At 58.5% G+C, this 17,575-nt stretch carries 8 protein-coding genes; 3 read left to right on the forward strand and 5 right to left on the reverse strand.

Going from position 1 to position 17,575, the window contains the following annotated elements; translation table 11 throughout:
• The first annotated feature begins 88 nt into the window (after positions 1-88).
• Together ureC and QMX84_RS22715 are read left to right on the forward strand one after the other, a co-directional pair.
• Positions 89-1,789 (forward strand): urease subunit alpha, encoded by a 1,701-nt coding sequence (gene ureC / locus QMX84_RS22710; protein ID WP_262123814.1) that lies wholly within the window; start codon positions 89-91, stop codon positions 1,787-1,789.
• Between the two features lie 178 nt (positions 1,790-1,967).
• Positions 1,968-3,098 (forward strand): sensor histidine kinase, encoded by a 1,131-nt coding sequence (locus tag QMX84_RS22715; RefSeq protein ID WP_282364835.1) that lies wholly within the window; start codon positions 1,968-1,970, stop codon positions 3,096-3,098.
• A 19-nt stretch (positions 3,099-3,117) separates the two neighbouring features.
• Here QMX84_RS22715 and QMX84_RS22720 read toward each other — a convergent pair whose 3' ends face one another.
• The 4 genes from QMX84_RS22720 to cbpA form a co-directional block, all read right to left on the reverse strand.
• A complete protein-coding gene (locus QMX84_RS22720) occupies positions 3,118-8,418 on the reverse strand; it encodes a DUF6543 domain-containing protein (protein ID WP_282364836.1) in 5,301 nt (1,766 codons plus the stop codon).
• 143 nt (positions 8,419-8,561) lie between these two features.
• Positions 8,562-13,394, reverse strand: coding sequence for a DUF6543 domain-containing protein (locus QMX84_RS22725; protein WP_282364837.1), 4,833 nt, complete (start codon positions 13,392-13,394; stop codon positions 8,562-8,564).
• 104 nt (positions 13,395-13,498) lie between these two features.
• On the reverse strand, positions 13,499-13,804 hold the full coding sequence (locus QMX84_RS22730) for a chaperone modulator CbpM (protein WP_262123818.1): 306 nt from the start codon (positions 13,802-13,804) through the stop codon (positions 13,499-13,501).
• A 2-nt stretch (positions 13,805-13,806) separates the two neighbouring features.
• Complete coding sequence (gene cbpA, locus QMX84_RS22735; protein WP_262123819.1) at positions 13,807-14,718, reverse strand: curved DNA-binding protein; 912 nt, start codon at positions 14,716-14,718, stop codon at positions 13,807-13,809.
• Positions 14,719-14,997: 279 nt separating this feature from the next.
• Here cbpA and QMX84_RS22740 point away from each other — a divergent pair, with 279 nt between their 5' ends.
• Entirely contained in the window at positions 14,998-16,263 is a 1,266-nt protein-coding gene (locus QMX84_RS22740; protein ID WP_262123820.1) for an Hsp70 family protein, read from the forward strand.
• Positions 16,264-16,407: 144 nt separating this feature from the next.
• Here QMX84_RS22740 and QMX84_RS22745 read toward each other — a convergent pair whose 3' ends face one another.
• On the reverse strand, positions 16,408-17,418 hold the full coding sequence (locus tag QMX84_RS22745; RefSeq protein WP_282364838.1) for a hypothetical protein: 1,011 nt from the start codon (positions 17,416-17,418) through the stop codon (positions 16,408-16,410).
• Positions 17,419-17,575 lie beyond the last annotated feature (157 nt).

Consider the following 17,575-nt stretch of genomic DNA (forward strand, 5'->3'; position numbering starts at 1 on the left):
AGCTTGCCTCGCGATCTTTTGATCTTCCAAAAGATAGCGAGGCAAGCTCGCTCCTACAGGTTCGGTCTAACTGTCTTAGGAACGCGCAATGAAAATATCCCGCCAGGCTTATGCCGACATGTTCGGTCCTACTGTGGGTGACAAGGTTCGCTTGGCCGACACCGAGTTGTGGATCGAGGTCGAGCAGGATTTCACCACCTACGGTGAAGAAGTAAAGTTCGGCGGCGGCAAGGTGATTCGTGACGGCATGGGCCAGAGCCAGTTGCTCGCCGCCGAGGTAGTCGACACGCTGATCACCAACGCGCTGATCATCGATCACTGGGGCATCGTCAAAGCCGATGTGGGCCTTAAAGACGGCCGTATCCACAGCATCGGCAAAGCCGGCAACCCGGACATCCAGCCCAACGTGACCATCGCCATCGGCGCCAGCACCGAAGTTATTGCCGGTGAAGGCATGATTCTCACCGCAGGCGGCATCGACACGCACATTCACTTCATCTGCCCCCAGCAAATTGATGAAGCGCTGAACAGCGGCGTGACCACCATGATCGGCGGCGGCACCGGCCCCGCTACCGGTTCCAACGCCACCACCTGCACCTCCGGCCCGTGGCACATGGCGCGCATGCTGCAAGCCGCCGATTCGTTCCCGATGAACATGGGTTTTACCGGCAAGGGCAACGCCAGCCTGCCGCAGCCGTTGATCGAACAGGTCGAAGCTGGGGCCATCGGCCTCAAGCTGCACGAAGACTGGGGCACCACGCCCGCCTCCATCGATAATTGCCTGAGCGTGGCCGACCTGTACGACGTGCAGGTGGCGATTCACAGCGACACGCTGAACGAGTCCGGCTTTGTCGAAACCACCCTGGCCGCCTTCAAGGGCCGCACCATCCACACCTACCACACCGAAGGTGCAGGCGGCGGCCACGCCCCGGACATCATCAAGGCCTGCGGCTTCACCAACGTGCTGCCCAGTTCGACCAACCCGACCCGACCGTTTACCCGCAACACCATCGACGAACACCTCGACATGCTGATGGTTTGCCATCACCTGGACCCGAGCATTGCCGAAGACGTGGCCTTCGCTGAAAGCCGTATCCGCCGCGAGACCATTGCCGCCGAAGACATTCTCCACGACCTGGGCGCGTTCTCGATGATCAGCTCTGACAGCCAGGCCATGGGCCGGGTGGGCGAGGTGATTACGCGCACCTGGCAAACCGCCGACAAAATGAAGAAGCAACGCGGCCCGTTGCCGGAAGACACGCCCGGCAACGACAACTTCCGCGCCAAACGCTACATCGCCAAATACACCATCAACCCGGCCATCACCCACGGCATCAGCCATGAGGTGGGCTCGATTGAAGTAGGCAAATGGGCCGACCTGGTGCTGTGGCGGCCGGCGTTTTTCGGGGTCAAACCGACGTTGATTCTCAAAGGCGGGGCCATTGCCTCAAGCCTGATGGGCGACGCCAACGGCTCGATTCCAACCCCGCAGCCGGTTCACTACCGCCCCATGTTCGCCAGCTACGGCGGTTCGCGCCATGCCACCAGCCTGACCTTTATCAGTCAGGCGGCGGCCGACGCAGGCGTCCCGGAAAAACTCGGGTTGAAAAAGCAGATTGGTGTAGTAAAAGGTTGTCGCGATGTGCAAAAAACCGACCTGATCCACAACGGCTACCTGCCCAACATCGACGTCGACCCGCAAACTTATCAGGTCAAGGCTGACGGCGTGTTGTTGTGGTGCGAGCCCGCCGACGTGCTACCGATGGCGCAGCGGTACTTTTTGTTCTGACAACCGGCTGCACTGAACAAAGCTGCCCGCGACGGGATCATCGCGGGCAGCCCTCAGTGATGCCGTCGGGGGCTTGATTTTTTGCCGCTCGGGACCAAGCTGGATGAAGGACGTTGTATGAAGGCGTACTATGCGTCACCTTTTTATGACTACCGCTCTTGCAGCAAGGTGTACGGCCATGCGCCTATCCCAGTTCATCGTGGAAAATGTTGATCGTATCGTCGATGAATGGGAGCAGTTCGCCGCCACCATCACCCCGGCCGCCGAAACGATGGACAGCGCAGCCCTGCGCGACCACGCCAAAGCCATTTTGCTGGCGGCCTCACGCGACATGGTCACGGCACAAACCGCCAGCGAACAACAGGCCAAGGCCGAGGGCGAAGGCCCGGAAAAAACCCCAAGCCTGGACCGCGCGTCTGCCAGCCACGGTGAGTTGCGCCACGCCGTAGGGTTTGACCTGGTGCAGATGACCTCAGAGTTTCGCCACCTGCGTGCTTGCGTCATTCGTCTGTGGGTAAAAAACGTCGAAAGCCCGGATCAGAACCACCTTCACGACATGATTCGCTTTAACGAGGCGATTGATGAAGCGCTGGCAGAATCCACGGCGGCCTATGCAGAACAAGTCAATCGCTCGCGGGACATCTTCCTGGCCATTTTGGGCCACGATCTGCGCGCGCCGTTGCAAGCCGTGAGCATGTCCAGCGAAATGCTCGAACGCAAAGTCCTGCTCGATCCCCCCGCACTGAGTTACGTGGCAGCGATCAAAAATGGCGCGCGCCACATGGGGGCGATGGTCAGTGACTTGCTGGAATTTGTACGCAGTCGGCTCGGCACCGGCTTGCCCATTGAAAAACGCTTGATGAACCTCGGTGACGCGTGCAGGCAAGCACTGGAAGAAGCCAGCGCCGGGCAACCCACTTGCACGCCAACCCTGCACATCAAGGGCAACGTTGACGGCTTGTGGGACCCCAGCCGTATCGGGCAGTTGTTGCAGAACCTGATTGGAAACGCCCTGCAACATGGCGCCCGCCAGGGTGAAATCACTCTGAGCGTGACTGGCACTGCCGACGCCGTGACCGTGTGCGTCCACAACCGCGGCACCCCGATTGATCAAGAGGCGCTCGGCACCTTGTTTGACCCGCTGGTACGCAGCCCGAGCGAAGACGTTACCTTGCCCGGCGCCTCGACCAGCCTGGGGCTGGGCCTGTTTATCGTCAAAGAAGTGGTCGACGCGCACCACGGCGAGATCGCCGTGACCTCGACGCAGGGCGAAGGCACAACATTTACCGTGCTGCTGCCGAAGGCCTGAATGCCTCCGGCAGCAGGGCTCAGGCGGCTTGACGACCGCTGATCTGATCGGTCAGGGACATCATCAACGCTTCTTTCTCGTCTTTGAACGACTTAATCATGACATCGTATTCTTGGTCGCTCAGGGCGCGCCCGTAGACCACCTCCGTGGCCGTAATACCCAACTGGTGTGCTGCCGCATCAATGGATGCCCGCAGCGCCTGTTGCTCCGGCTCAGTCAGTGAGCCATTAAACTCCAAGGTCTTTTGATCACTTTGATAATCAAACACGACCGAGGTTTTTTTATCCAATGCCGTGAACCGGTCGCTGTAAGTACGCTCGATAAAGTCGCGCCAGAACGCAATCTCAATGATCTGGTTGCGCAGCCCGTCCCCCTCTTCCAGCGCCAGCACCTGGCTGTACGCAGCATCCAGCATAGCGGGGGTCACGTCGGGCTCGGCGAAGAACATCTCCAGTTGCCAAGGCAGGTCCAGACGTTTGGCCAGCAAGGTGGTGTAGGCCAGATGAATCTCCACCTCGTCGATCGACTTCAGACGATTGCCTTGCGCATCAAACCGGGGAATCAAATTGCCCTGTTCATCGTACTCAGGGAATTGGCGGCCCTGCGCCAATAACTCACGTACTCGCGCCCGGGCAATCCGGCTCAGTTGATCCAGACGTGCCCGACCACGGGCCAGATTTAACAGTTCGAGCTTGCTCAGGGCCAGATTGATGGGTTCAAGGCGCAATGCCTCATACAACAACACTTCGACCCCCATGGCGTTAAACACCTGCAGCCCGGCGTCCGTACAGGTGATGGGCGCGGTGGCCATGGCAAACAGTCTTTCGCGCACGGCCACGCTTTCATCCATGACTTCGAGCATCTGCCAGACCCGACTTTCCATGTTGCGCATGAACTCAATGGGTCTACGCTGCAGATCTTGCCCTTGGCGGGCCAGCTCATTAAAAAATGGTTCCGAGCCGTGCGCGTGCTCCAAACGGTCCCAAAGTGCCTGTTTCTGAGCCTTATCTGTGACATCCGGCCCACTTGTCCATTGACGCCGACCTCGTGCGCCTGAAGGCGGGTTGATACGTTCAGGGTCCATGCCGACAGAGCTTTTGTAAGCTTTGTATTTTTCCAGCACCGCCTCCGAGACTTGATCGTGGCTCAATCGGGTTCTGGCCAGAATTCTGGCCTGATCCGACCCCGGCACGGCATCAGGAATGTCGGTCAGCACATTGAGCTTGAGGTTCAATGAAAAGTTATCGGGCCTGGGCTGATCAAACAGCCCGACCGGCCAGTTGCTCAGCCCGCTTTGAACCAGCTCGCCCCCTCTCAGATAAGGCATTCGGCTTATATCAGGGGCTAGCCCCAGCGGATTCATCGAGAGTCCAAGAAACTCCAGCTGGTTCAACTCCTTCAACGCGGCGACACCACTGTCAGTCAGTTGGATGGCACCGTCAGTCAACACCAGCATTTTCAGGTAACGCATGGAACCCAAAGCACCTGGCAATCGCGTCAATTGGTTTGTATCCGCTTGCAGTGTCCGCAGATGCTTGAACATTGACAGAAAACCATCGATCGAATCCGTGACACCCGCGCCGTTGAGGTTGATATCCGCAACATGATCGAAGTTGGCCTCCAGGGCTGGCAACGTTCCCAGAATCTCCCCCACCCCGGCCTCATCCTCGAAACTGATACTGAACCCCAGCTCGCGGTTGGCTTTACTCACCGCCAAATGGCTGGCTTTTTGCCAGGCTTGTGTGACGAGCTGCTGAACACGCTGCCTAAGGTGAATCACCCGCTGTTGCTGCTGGGTCAACCTGGCAGGCAGTGGCTGGTCGTTGATCGGCGAGCGGATCCATTGATTCAGGGTGGTATCCATCTGCTGAAATTCCTGCTCAAGCAGGGTGATTTTCTCTTCGACGGCCTCCCCATGCAGGCGCTGAAATTCAAGGAAGTCGGTGTAAATGTCAGGGCTGGCCGGGTCCCAACGGTGCTGCACGGCCTTCTCCGGGTACAGCGCCCTGAAGCGTTCTTTAAGCGTTTGAAGGTTGAGGTTGGCCGCGGCCTCGCCAACGCCCCGGCCACTTAACGGGTAGCCCAGGCGTTTGCTCGATACCCGAACAGGCGGTTTGAAAAACGGGACTTCGTCAGGCTGTATTTTCAGCAATTGACGCAAGCGTGATCGTGTAATGGCATGTTCGCGCAATAACACTTTTAGCGCCTCGCCCTGACCGGTATGCGGCAAACCAATTGAGGTGCGCTGCGCATCCGGCAACGCGTACTGCAAGCTGGCAATAAAATCATCCTGCCCGTGCAAAGACTGCCCCTGTGAATCGAATGTCTCGTAACGGCCATCGGCATCCCTGACCAACACTTTTCGCTGGCTGGCGTTTTCGGCGCCGTACTGGCTTCGCAGCGTGCCGTCGCGGTTGCCATCACGCACCTCAAGGCGCAAGTCATCCTTCCAGCCGGGCAGTGCCTCCAAAGAGTTCATCACCAAAATCTCTGTGTCGGCGGTGACCAAACCATCCAGATAAAGCCCCAAATACGCCTGTTCAATGCGCATCGCGCGCTGGACGTGTAAGGCGTTGAGTCCGAGCTTCATCGGGATTTTGCCTTGCTGTAACACCGCTTTTTCAGCCGGTGACGCGTCAGCCAGCAAGCCGCGAATGCGCGACGTGGTCAGCCGCGGATAAGCCCGCTGAATCAACCCCAGCGCTGCGGCATCGGGGTCATTCTCAGGGATAACGTCATTGAAGATGCTCTCAAACAAACGACCGTAGTTATCCGAAGCGTTCTGGGCCAGTTGCTCTTTAAACACTTGGACGCGCTCCTGAACCTCAAAAGGTACCGAGGTGCCCAACAACTGCTCAAGTTCAGAGCGCGAGAAGCGGTCGACCACGCGCTCCGGCAGTTTTCCGTTCATCAGATCAACGTCACTGACCCTGATCACGTCTGCCCCGGTGGCCTGAGCATTGCCAAACCGTTTGGCGGTCGTAAGCGGGCTCGCGGCCTCATACACTTCAAACGCGACGTTCTGCGGCCAGCGTGGTAATTCAAGGGTAAAGGTCACGGCAAAGGTGCATGTCTCGCGCGGCATTCGCCCGGCCAGGATGTGCGGGCCGACACTGCGAGCCTTCGAATAGGCGGCATAGCGTTTGAGCGTGTCTTTGAGCGCGGCTGGAATGGGCTCGTTTTCGACGTACATGCGCCGCAGATCATCAAAGGACACATCGCTAATGCGCAACGCCTGCCTGAATTCAGCGTCGCTCCACCCCTCTGTCACGGTGCCCAGACGCTGCCTGAGGGTCTCGTCACTCCAGGTCAGGGGCTGCTCGGTCTCATGCACCCAGACACCCTCGCCGTTGTGCCGAAACACCGGTTGATAGGCGTCACTGCGTGTGGGGTGCTGAGTCCGGTATTCACCGGTGACAGGGTCCTTCTCGAGTGCGTAGTGCTTGCCTTCATGGGGCAAGATTTCTTGCTCGCCGACCACGTGCAGACCCGCTTCATTGGGCCGGGAATTGATCGGTACACCCTGTGACCGCTCATAGGGGGCAAGCTCGGGCTTCCACAGGAGGGTCTTGCCACTGGACAGAATGATGGATTTGAGTTTCTGAATGACCGGATTCACCGCGACATGCACAATCACGGCTCCCGCCGCAGCGATAGCGATGTTCTCGATAACATCCGCAAAGTGTGCCCAGGCGGACCGCACATCTCCCGCAGACCAATCAACGATTCCTTCTATGGTCTCGTGCAACAGTTGAGCGGCCATGACCGACAGCATGACCAGGCCCAGCTCCGGCACGACGAACGACACCGTATTGAGCACCAGCGTAAACAGGCCTAAGTAGTGCGACGTGCGCCGAATAAGGTAAGCGTTATCGGCATCTTCTGTGGAAATCGCCAGGCTTCGCCCATCCGCGAGGCTTTTCTTGATCATGACCTCCAATAACTGTTGCCACAGATCCGGCTGATACCACTCATCGCGGGGGTTCAGCGCTACCACGCCGACGTAAACCGGGGGCGCAGCCAACAGTATCCGTGACGTGTAGTCAGGCAGGTCCGCTGGCGACTTGTCCCTGATACTCACCCCCGTCCCTGCTCCGCCAGGCGGCATGTGCGACGTGTAAACATGCAGGTCCACTGGCGAGTTGGCCCATTGGGTCCAGAGCCCGTCTTCCGTCACCCTGCCGCCAGGCAGCGTCACGGGCCGCGCCGGTGCATGGGTCAACGGCCCGGTCAGGCGGTTGTAATACTCCGGGTGATTGCTCTGGTCAATGAACTGGCTCAAAAACCGCTGATAGGCCGTGAGTTCAGAACTTCTGGGCATTGTCAGGCTTTCAGGCGTCAGTTTTTTCGTCAACTCGGCCTGAAAGGCATCATGTGACGGGTAGTACTTGAGCGGGTGATACGGGTCGCCAGGGATCCAGACGATGATCCATGACGCGGAAAAGTATTTGATCCGCGGCTCAAACACCACGCAGCCCCTGAGGGTCATATCCCACAAGCGGACAGATCGGTACCAGACCTGCTTGCCCTCGATCCTGGCCGGCTGAGGCCCCGATATGACCACCAACAGCATCTTGTAATGCTCAACGGTGATATCCCCCTTGAGCATGGCCACATAAGCATCTGCCATCAGCACCGATTTATGGTGATCGATGTAGTGAGATTGCAGTCGGGACTGATAAATCTCGCTTTTGGAGTCGAAAAAAGTCTTCAAGTGGCTCTGGTACAACGTGCCCAGGTCCAGGGATCGGCACAGTTGGACAAACGCCTGAACCGAGAGGAGCGTGACATAGGGCCTGGAATGCCCTTGCTCATCGGGGCGAGTGATGAAGCCGGAGTCGTCGGAGAAATGCCCGTCTCCGGTTTCTACCTCTTCGAAGTTATGCAGCGCAGCCTGCAGCAATGACAGGTTGCGGACGTTGTAGGCCGGGGAAACGCCGAAATCGTCATTCTCTGCGGTGCTATAAAGCCGCAGATACACCTCGTTAACGTCCATCGTATGACCGAGGTCTTTCAACGCGGCCTCAAGGAGCGGCTTGGCAAAATCTGTGAGAGGCAGAATATTGCCCATGGTTTTGTCGAGTTTGTCCTGCGCCTTGATCCGGGCCACCACCAGTTTTTGCAGCTCGACTCGCTGTTCGGCAGTCACCTTCGAGTACCACTGCACCGCCTCGGGATTGGCACCTTTGAGCGCCTTGCGTCGAGCGGGTGAGAGGGTAATCAGGTGGGCCGGGATAGATTTTTTGATGAATTCATCGTGCTTGCCTTTGACAACGACAGGCGGATTACCAGAAGGCTGGGGTATTTGAGGATCGGGCATCGCGATTACCTGGATGAATGGAATGAGTCATCAGGTTATCCAGTGACAGCGGCGCTCAAGGGCTATCTATATATGGACTGGCGAGTAAAAAAACCAAAAGCGCGGGTCAGTTCGCGCCTTGGGTTCGAGACACGTGTTACTTGTTAAAACGGGTGGTCTGCCATTTCCTGGCGGGTCAGTTCTTTGAGCAACTCTCTTTGTGCCGTGTTATAGGCTGACCTGATCAGTTCCTGGCTGCTTCGATAAAGCTCTTCGCTGAGCAGCCGCGCGCCAAACTCCAATTGATCGCACTGGCTGATGTACGTATCGCGCACTTGGGTAAACCGGTCGCGGTATTTGCTTTTCAAGTACGTCACCCAGAAGTCCCGACTGGCGATAAAGTCCAGCAATTGGCTACCCAAGGCTTCGTCGCGCAACACTGCCCGGCGTATGCTCTCAAGCCCCAATGCCGGTACAGAAGGCAAGCTCTCAAACGCCTCGGCACTGGGTTGCGGCGGTAATTGCAAGGGCTTGGCCAGCGCGATGCGCAATACCAGACGCAGGTCTTGCAATTGCACAACGTCCTGAGCCCCCATGCCGTCCAAAAAGCGGTAAGCCAACCGCTCATCCAGCAAATACTGGGCCCAGCCTTCCACCTGATCCAGGCGAAACCCACTGCGCGCCAAACGTAACAGCGCATGCTCATTGCCCGACTGATCGGCCGCAGCCTTCGCCTGCGCAACCGACGTCAATAGCTCAAAGTCACTGAAGGTCAACGCACTCGACTCAGCACTGGTTGACCCTATGCGGGTACGCGCGATCAGCGTTTCTCGTAATTCGTTGTTCTCCCCCAGTGCTTGCAAGACAGCACAGGCGCGTTTGGCAAATGCCGCGTGCGTAAGCTCATTGACGTATTCGGGACTGTCGCGCAGCCCGCCCAAAAACCCGCGCAAGTCTTCAGCAAACGGGTCCTGCTCAAGGTTCTTCCAGATCGCTGTACGCCTGGCAGCGCTGTCATCAACACCGCTTAATAACCAGGCATGCTGGGGTTGGTCGGTCACGCTGTGGGGGACGCGCGCCGAGGTGTCGCCCATGCTGATACCGGTGCGCCTGACATACAGATCCAGTCGCTCTTGCGATGCGGGGACCAGCGGGTTGCCATGCAGGTAGGTCACCTCGCCCAGGTGTGACGGGCTGCTGAGCGCCGCATCGGGGATCACGCCGATGGCATTGTCGCGCAAATCCAGGCTCCTGAGGGTGAGCACTGTCTCAACCCCCACTGGCCACTCTGTCGCGCGTGTACGCCGTAGGTTGAGGTATCGCAACTGCTCCAGGCCGCTGACATCCAAAGGCAAACCCAGCGGGTTGTCGGACAGGTCCAGCTCCTTGATATTTACCTGCTCAGCCAAGGCCTTGACCCCTTCGGCGGTCAACTCGATGGCGTTATGGCTCAGGTCGAGCTTTTGCAGGCGTTTCATTTCAGTGAGCGCCAACGGCACGCTTTTAAGCTGGTTGTGTTGCATCGACAGCCAGCGCACCTGAGGGAAGCTCTGCAAAAATTGCTCAGGCACGCTGGTCAAGGCCATGTCATCCATGACCAGCACCGAGATATGGCTGAAGTCACCGACAAGCTTGGGCAAGTCACCGGCAGGCATACCGCTCAGGTCAAGCATGTAGCCGCGCATGTCAGGCAAATCCGCAGGTGACAATCGCCCGGCCTCAAGGTAGCCCGGCATGGCGCCCGAACCTTCCTGCACGTGGCTTTCCCGGCGCCAGGCACGTCGAATTGCATGGCTGACGGCGCGCTTGATGGTGCCCGGCAAGACATCCCGGCGCGCGGCAACAGAATGCTCGGGCAGCGGCACGCTGCACCATATGCGCAAAGCATCATCCAGGGCTTCCTGCTCCAGTTGAAGCCGCGCCAGTTCGGCCTCTGGCCACACCTTGCGGGTTTCCAGGGCGCTGACCAGTTCCAGGCATTGCTCACGGGTGTATGTCGGATAAAGGTCTTGTACGCGACGAACCAGTAGCCCCGTGCGCGCTGCGCCGCGCTCCCCGCTCAGCGGATAACCCAACCGCCCATTGGCAAGGCGCATGGGTGACTTGAACCAGGGTTTGATCGGCTGTAAGCCCAGCGCAGTGCGCGTTTGCTCAGGGTGGTTGTGTACATGCTGCGCGAAATCATTGCGCAAGCCCCGGTCCCCCTTCATCAAGCCCAAGGCATGCTGTGCCTGCAACGCAGTTAACGTCGGGTCGGTTCGCCGCCGATACAGTACGGGGTCTTTGTCCAGATAGTGTCTGCCCCGCTCCGTCTGCGCAAAAAACGCCGTGATCAGCTTCAGACTGAGTGTCGGGTCTGCTACGTCCAGAAAACAGCCTTCCAGCGCCCGGGTGGTTTTTACCTCATGGGCATACAGCCGCAGTTCTTCTGCCAGGCGCAGGGGCACTTTGCGCTGAGCGTCAAAGCTCTTGATTTCGCTAACGCTCGCCCGCCCAATCACTTCACTGACAACATGGGTGGGCAAGCTCGGGTACTGCTGGTGAATAGTGGCCATCAGGCCTTCAGAAAAACGTTCGCTGCGCGCATAACGCAGGTTGAATAAGGCTTGTTTTTGCGTTTTCGCGAACGATGCGACGCGCTCGGTCAGCGCGGTGGTGCGCTGTTCGGGCGTGACCGCGGCGGCCCAGAGCAACGCCGAGGCATCGGCCTGGGGGATCAGGGAGGCGATGGTTTTAAATAGGCCGTCACGTGCAAGATCTGCGCTAACGATGCGCAAGTCCTGGGCACTACGCCCGTTCAGCGACACATAGGAAAGCACCTCACCCTCGGCGTCCAGCAATTGAACGCCGCGGCCTGCTGGCCAGCCGGGCAGTTTAAGCATCAGGTGCAGAATGTCCGGGCTGTCTTCCCAGCGCACTGTTTGCGGGGCTTGCAGCCGGGCGATCAATTGCTCGGCTTCCTCTGCCATCTTGAAGCGCTTGAGGGTATCGAGCACCAGACCCGGCGGGCGCTCCCGCTGAACGTGGCTCCAGCGAAGCGCACGATCATGGGGGCTAACGATGCGGCTGACCTGCTCGATTTTTGCTTCGCTTAGCGGGTATTTATAAGGCCATGCCCTGTGCAACGCCTGCGCAGTGTTCCACTCGGCCGGTCGCTCCAGCGCCAACTGCCAGGCTCCGTGTTCGTTATGTTCAAGGGTCGGGGTGTAAGTGTCGGCGCGAAAGGGGTGCTGCACCTGCCAGCGCTGCTTGCCAACGTCGAAACGAACTTCATACGCATGCCCCTGAATGTGGACGTACTGACGATTATCAACACGGTAAATGCCTTGGGCATCAGGCTTCAGATGCGGGTCGATCACGACCTTGCTGCGGAAAGGCGTGAGGTCGACCTTGAACAGCTTTTTATCTCCGTTCGCCTCGATAACAGGCGCCATCTTGTTCAACAGTGCGGGATGGTGCAGTGGCGGCTTGAGCGAAGCCCATGCCGAACTGGCACGTGCCCCAACGCCCATCACCAACAGGTTTTGCGCCACGGAGCCAAAGTGCGCAATTGCCTCGTTGATCTCACCATGGCTCCAGTCCTCCACCCCGGTATAGAGCTCGGACAGTAATTGCACCGCCGTGGCCAGCATCAGCATTTCACCCAGCCCCGGCACAAAAAAGGCCGCCAGGTTGAACACGGGTTGACCGCTTTCAAACAAGGAGGCGACGCGCTGGGCAAAGGACTCTGCAGCTTCATGGTCGGTGGGCACAACCAGAGCGCGGGCGTTGTTCAGGGTCAAGGTCGAATATTGGCGGTACAAGGCAAACCAGGGCGGCTCACCGGTATCGCGCAGGGCAATGTTCAATTGCGGCGCACGATGCCATTCATTAACTGGCACGCCGGATGTCGTGAGCCCTTTGAAACGCAACGCACGCTGCAACTGCGTTATCAATGCCGACTGATAACGCAACTCCACCGTCTTTTTTAGCGCCATGCGCGGGCCTGTTTCACGCAAACGCAGCGCGAACAGGTTATTGAAGTGCTCCAGCGAAGGGTATTCGAACAGTGGCCGCTCTTTGTCATGGGGCATGTACACCATGCAGGGCAGCGCGGTTTCGCCCGCCCTGGCCTTGCCGATAAACAGCAAGGCACCGTACAACGGGCACGGGCCGTAGTTGCCACTGTCGAGTTTGATCGACAACAGGCTGAGGCTGCACACCCGCACTTCCCTGGCGCCCCAACGCAATTGGGCCTCGCCCCCCAACCACTGCTGCAACAAGGTGTGACCCGCCCGGCTGATAGCGTTGCCCAGGAACGCCTTGTAACTCAGCCATGCGAGGCGGCTTTTTTCATGAGCAATAAACTCGGGGGCAATACTGCCGGGGAGCAAATCAGCCCCCGTGGTTTCCACAGCAGGGAACACGGTTTTCAGATAACGCTGGTACTGCTCGCCCAGGTTCAGGGACCGGCACAGGTTGGCAAATTGCAACGGGCTCAATGGCGAGCGCGCCTGGCTGTTGCTGCGCTCCAGAATAAACGCCTCACCGCCCAGCTCAGCACTCAGTTCGGCGCTCGACACGTTCTGCAACGCCGCTTCAAGCAACGTCATGTGCGTCGTGTTGACGATCGGAATCAATGACCTGGGCAACAAGAACTGCACAGGGTCTTTAATCGCATCGCCCAACGGGTTAAGCGACAGGCGCTTGATGCGAACCAAAACGTTGCGATCGACATCAAACCCGGTAAGCCGCAAATCTGTGAGTGCCTTGATCAGCAGAGGCCGGGCAAACGCCACAGGGGACGTGATGGCCTTGAGCCGGGTGGCCAGCGCTGCTTCATCACGGTGATGATTGAGCAGGGCTTGAATGACCTTGGGCTTGAGTTCGTTGTCGGCTGATAACAACCAGCCCGGCATGCGCTCTTTGGCCAGTGCCGAAAACTCATCAACAGCCGTCAGGGCCTGATTGTGGTCGGGCAGCGTGCCGCCAGCAGGCGGCGTGGAGGGAACTATCATCGTGATGACCTGAAAGAGGGGACAGGTCATCACGTTAACGAGCCGCTTGCCGGTGCTAGCGGTACTTATCTATTCCCGGCGACAGAGCGTGGAACCCGGTGCGATCAATCCACCGCAAAACGCGCCAGCCGATGCTTGAGCCGCTGGTTCTCGGTGCGCAACTGCTGCACTTCATCGATGAGTTCCAGTGCCAGCGCCACGCCTTCCCATTCAATCTCCAGGTCCTGGTGCAGCTTGGCCGCACGCCTTGCAATAGACAGCTCATAGTCGGCAAAACGCCACACGTCCGGCGTGCGGCCCTGAGGTTCGATAATTCCGTGTTCGACAATCTCTATCACGTAAGTGGCCGGGATATTGGCCTCTTCGCAGAACCTTTCCATGTCCAGCTGAACGATCAGGGTGCTGCTCATGATCAATTACTCCATTGGGCTCTCGGGTCGAATGCAGCTTTGTCAGCGAGTTCTTGCCACAGGGCTTTGGCCGCCTCATCGCTTTCTTTAGGCATGACCACTTTCAGTTGAGCGTACAAATCGCCACGCTGGCCTTTTTTGTCTGCCAGGCCGTGGCCCTTGATACGCAAACGTTGACCACACTGGCTGTCCGGACGAACGGTCAGGTTCAGTTTGCTGGTCAAGGTCGGCACTTGCACCTTGGTGCCCAACGCGGCTTCCCACGGTGCCACCGGCACGGTGATGACCAGGTCGTGGCCTTCCACGTCGAACTTGGGGTGCGGCGCAAAACGAATGATCAGGTATAGATCACCATTGGCCCCGCCGCCCACACCCGGGCCGCCCTGGCCTTTAAGGCGAATGCGCTCGCCGTCGGTCACACCGGCCGGGATTTTGACGTTGAGAGTCTTACTCACGCCGCCGATCTGGAAGCTGATGGGCTTCGATTCGCCGGACAGGGTTTCCTCAAGGAAAATCGGCAATTCCATTTCAACATCCTGCCCACGACGGCCCGCACTGCGGCCAGATTGCCCACCAAAGCCACCGCCGCGCGACCCGAAGATCGAGCTGAAGAAGTCTGAAAAATCGCCATGATCCTCGAAGCCACCGCCCGCGTGGCCTTGCCAGCCCGGTGGCCCCTGGAAGGGCTGACCATGCTGGCCGTATTTACGCATTTCATCGTATTCGGCGCGTTTATCGGCGCTTTTCAGCGCTTCATACGCCTCATTGACGTCCTTGAATTTCTCCTCGGCGTCTTTTTCCTTGCTCACATCCGGGTGATATTTGCGCGCCAGCTTGCGGTAGGCGGTCTTGATCGCCTTGTCGTCAGCCGTGGGCTCGACACCCAGGATCTTGTAATAGTCTTTGAAGTCCATGTAAGGCTCACCATCCGTTATCAAAATCGCGCCGCACAATGCCCCAGAATGCTCTGGTCGACCGGCCTGTCTATTGACCGGTCTCAATCTTGTGACTGAACAGCGCAGCAAAAGTTTATCGGCAGCCTACACGCTGCCACGCCAATGTCTGAGAGTTTGGGGATGAAGGATAGTCTTTCAAGTGGATTAAAACCTGCGAATTAAAGAATCGTCGTACTTCGATTCTGATGGCGTCTGACATACACTGCGCGGCCGTTTTTTAACCGGAACTTGAAAGACATGAAAAGCGCCTCTCCAGCCCGTGCCTGCGGCATCGACTTCGGCACCTCCAACTCCACTGTCGGCTGGCTGCGCCCCGGCGTGGAAACCCTCATTGCGCTGGAGGACGACAAGATCACCCTGCCCTCAGTGGTGTTCTTCAATATTGAAGAACGCCGCCCGGTGTATGGCCGTCTGGCGCTGCATGAGTACCTGGAAGGCTACGAAGGCCGCCTGATGCGCTCGCTCAAAAGCCTGCTGGGTTCCAAGCTGATCAAGCACGACACCAGCGTGTTGGGCACGGCCATGCCGTTCAAGGACCTGCTGGGGCTGTTTATCGGCCAGCTTAAAAAGCGCGCCGAAACTGCCGCCGGTCGGGAGTTTGAAGAGGTGGTGCTGGGTCGCCCGGTGTACTTCGTCGATGAAGACCCGCTGGCCGACCAGGAAGCCGAAAACACCCTGGCCGACGTCGCCCGCGCCATCGGTTTCAAGGAAGTCTCGTTCCAGTACGAACCGATTGCGGCCGCTTTCGACTACGAGTCGACCATCGAGCGCGAAGAACTGGTGCTCATCGTCGACATCGGCGGCGGTACTTCTGACTTCTCGCTGGTGCGCCTGTCACCCGAGCGTCGCGGCCTGGACAACCGCCAGGACGACATCCTGGCCACCGGCGGCGTGCACGTGGGCGGTACCGACTTTGATAAACAACTGAGCCTGCAAGGCGTGATGCCGTTGTTCGGCTACGGCAGCCGCATGAAAAGCGGCGCCTACATGCCCACCAGCCACCACATGAACCTGGCGACCTGGCACACCATCAACTCGGTGTACTCGCAAAAATCCCAGCTGGCGCTGGGCAGCATGCGTTACGACATCGAAGACACCGGCGGCATCGACCGCCTGTTCAAGTTGATCGAACAGCGCGCGGGGCACTGGTTGGCGATGGAAATCGAAGAAACCAAAATCGAACTGACCCACAGCGACAGCCGCCATGTGCCGCTGGACCGAGTTGAAGCCGGCCTGAGTGTAGACCTGAGCCGGGCGCTGTTCGAAGCCGCCATCGACAACCAGCTCGAACGCATCCGCAACAGCGTGACGCAACTGCTGAGCAATGCCGGTGTGGGTGTTGAGCAAGTCAACACCGTGTTCTTCACCGGCGGTTCGAGCGGCATTCCGGCCTTGCGCCAGAGCGTCTCGGCCATGCTGCCCAATGCACGCCATGTAGAAGGCAACATCTTCGGCAGCATCGGCAGCGGTTTGGCGATTGAGGCTAAAAAGCGGTATGGCTAAACACTACAACCTGTAGCCGCTGACGAGGTACGAGGCTGCGATGCGGGCCGCAGGACCGCCGCCCAGGGTCGCTTCGCAACCCATCGCAGCCTCGTACCTCGACAGCGGCTACAGGATTTTCGCAAGGTTTAAGCGTTGTAGTCGCTACACCAGCTCCATCTGCTTGAGCTCGCTCTTCAAATACGCGTAGTAGATCGGCCCGGCCACCACGCCGGGCAGGCCGAAGGCGGCTTCAAACACCAGCATCGCCAGCAACAGCTCCCACGATTTGGCACTGATCTGCCCACCGACGATTTTGGCGTTCAAAAAGTATTCCAGCTTGTGGATAACAATCAGGTACGCCAACGCGCCCACCGCCACCCAGATCGACAGCGACAAGCCGACGATGGTGATCAAGGTGTTGGAGATCAGGTTGCCGATCACAGGCAACAAGCCCAGCAAAAAGGTCAGCACGATCAGGGTTTTGGTCAGCGGCAGGTGGACGCCAAACATCGGCAATACCAACGCCAGAAAAATCCCGGTAAACACCGTGTTGAGCAGGGCGATTTTGATCTGTGCAAAAACGATATTGCGAAACGCTTGCACCAGCAGGTGCAAACGGTCGAACAGTGCGGCTGCCAGCGGCTTGCGGCGGCTGACGTCGGGGATGCGCTGCAAGGCCATGATCGCCCCCAGCACCATGCCGATCAGCAAGGTCACGAACATGTGCGCCGCGTCTTTGCCCACCAGTTGCAGTTCGCTCAGGTGTTTGTTCATCCAGTCGCCAATGGCGACCCGAAACTCAGCCGCGCTGGCAGGTAGATAACCGTCCAGAAACGGCGGCAATTGCCCACGCGCCCGGTCGACCACCTCCATGAATTTGTTCAACGAGGCGCCGGGGTTTTCCGCTTCATGCAGCAAAAAGCTGATGGCCCCGGCAAAGATCAACGCCAAAAAGCTGACCACCAGCGTGCCCAGCAATGCCACGGCCAGCCAGCGCGCACGGCGCCCGGCGATCAGGCGTTGCAGTTGCGGGGTGAGCATGTTGACCAGTTCGAACACCAGCAAACCCGCGAGCAGGCTGGGCAACAGGCGCAACGGAAAGACCAGTAACAGACTGCCAGCGATGATGATGTAACTGGCGAACAAAATGTGACGCTGAGAAAACGATGGCATACAGCCTCAAAACAAGCAGCGCAAAAAGGATGGGCAGTCTGCCAGCCTTCAGCGGGGATCACTACAAAATGTGACTGACGGAAACTTGCCAGGGTTCCCCTGCAGGAGCTGCCGCAGGCTGCGATCTTTTGAGTGTTAAAAGATCGCAGCCTGCGGC

The organism is Pseudomonas sp. PS01297, from assembly GCF_029959305.1.
Taxonomy (GTDB): Bacteria; Pseudomonadota; Gammaproteobacteria; order Pseudomonadales; family Pseudomonadaceae; genus Aquipseudomonas; species Aquipseudomonas helleri.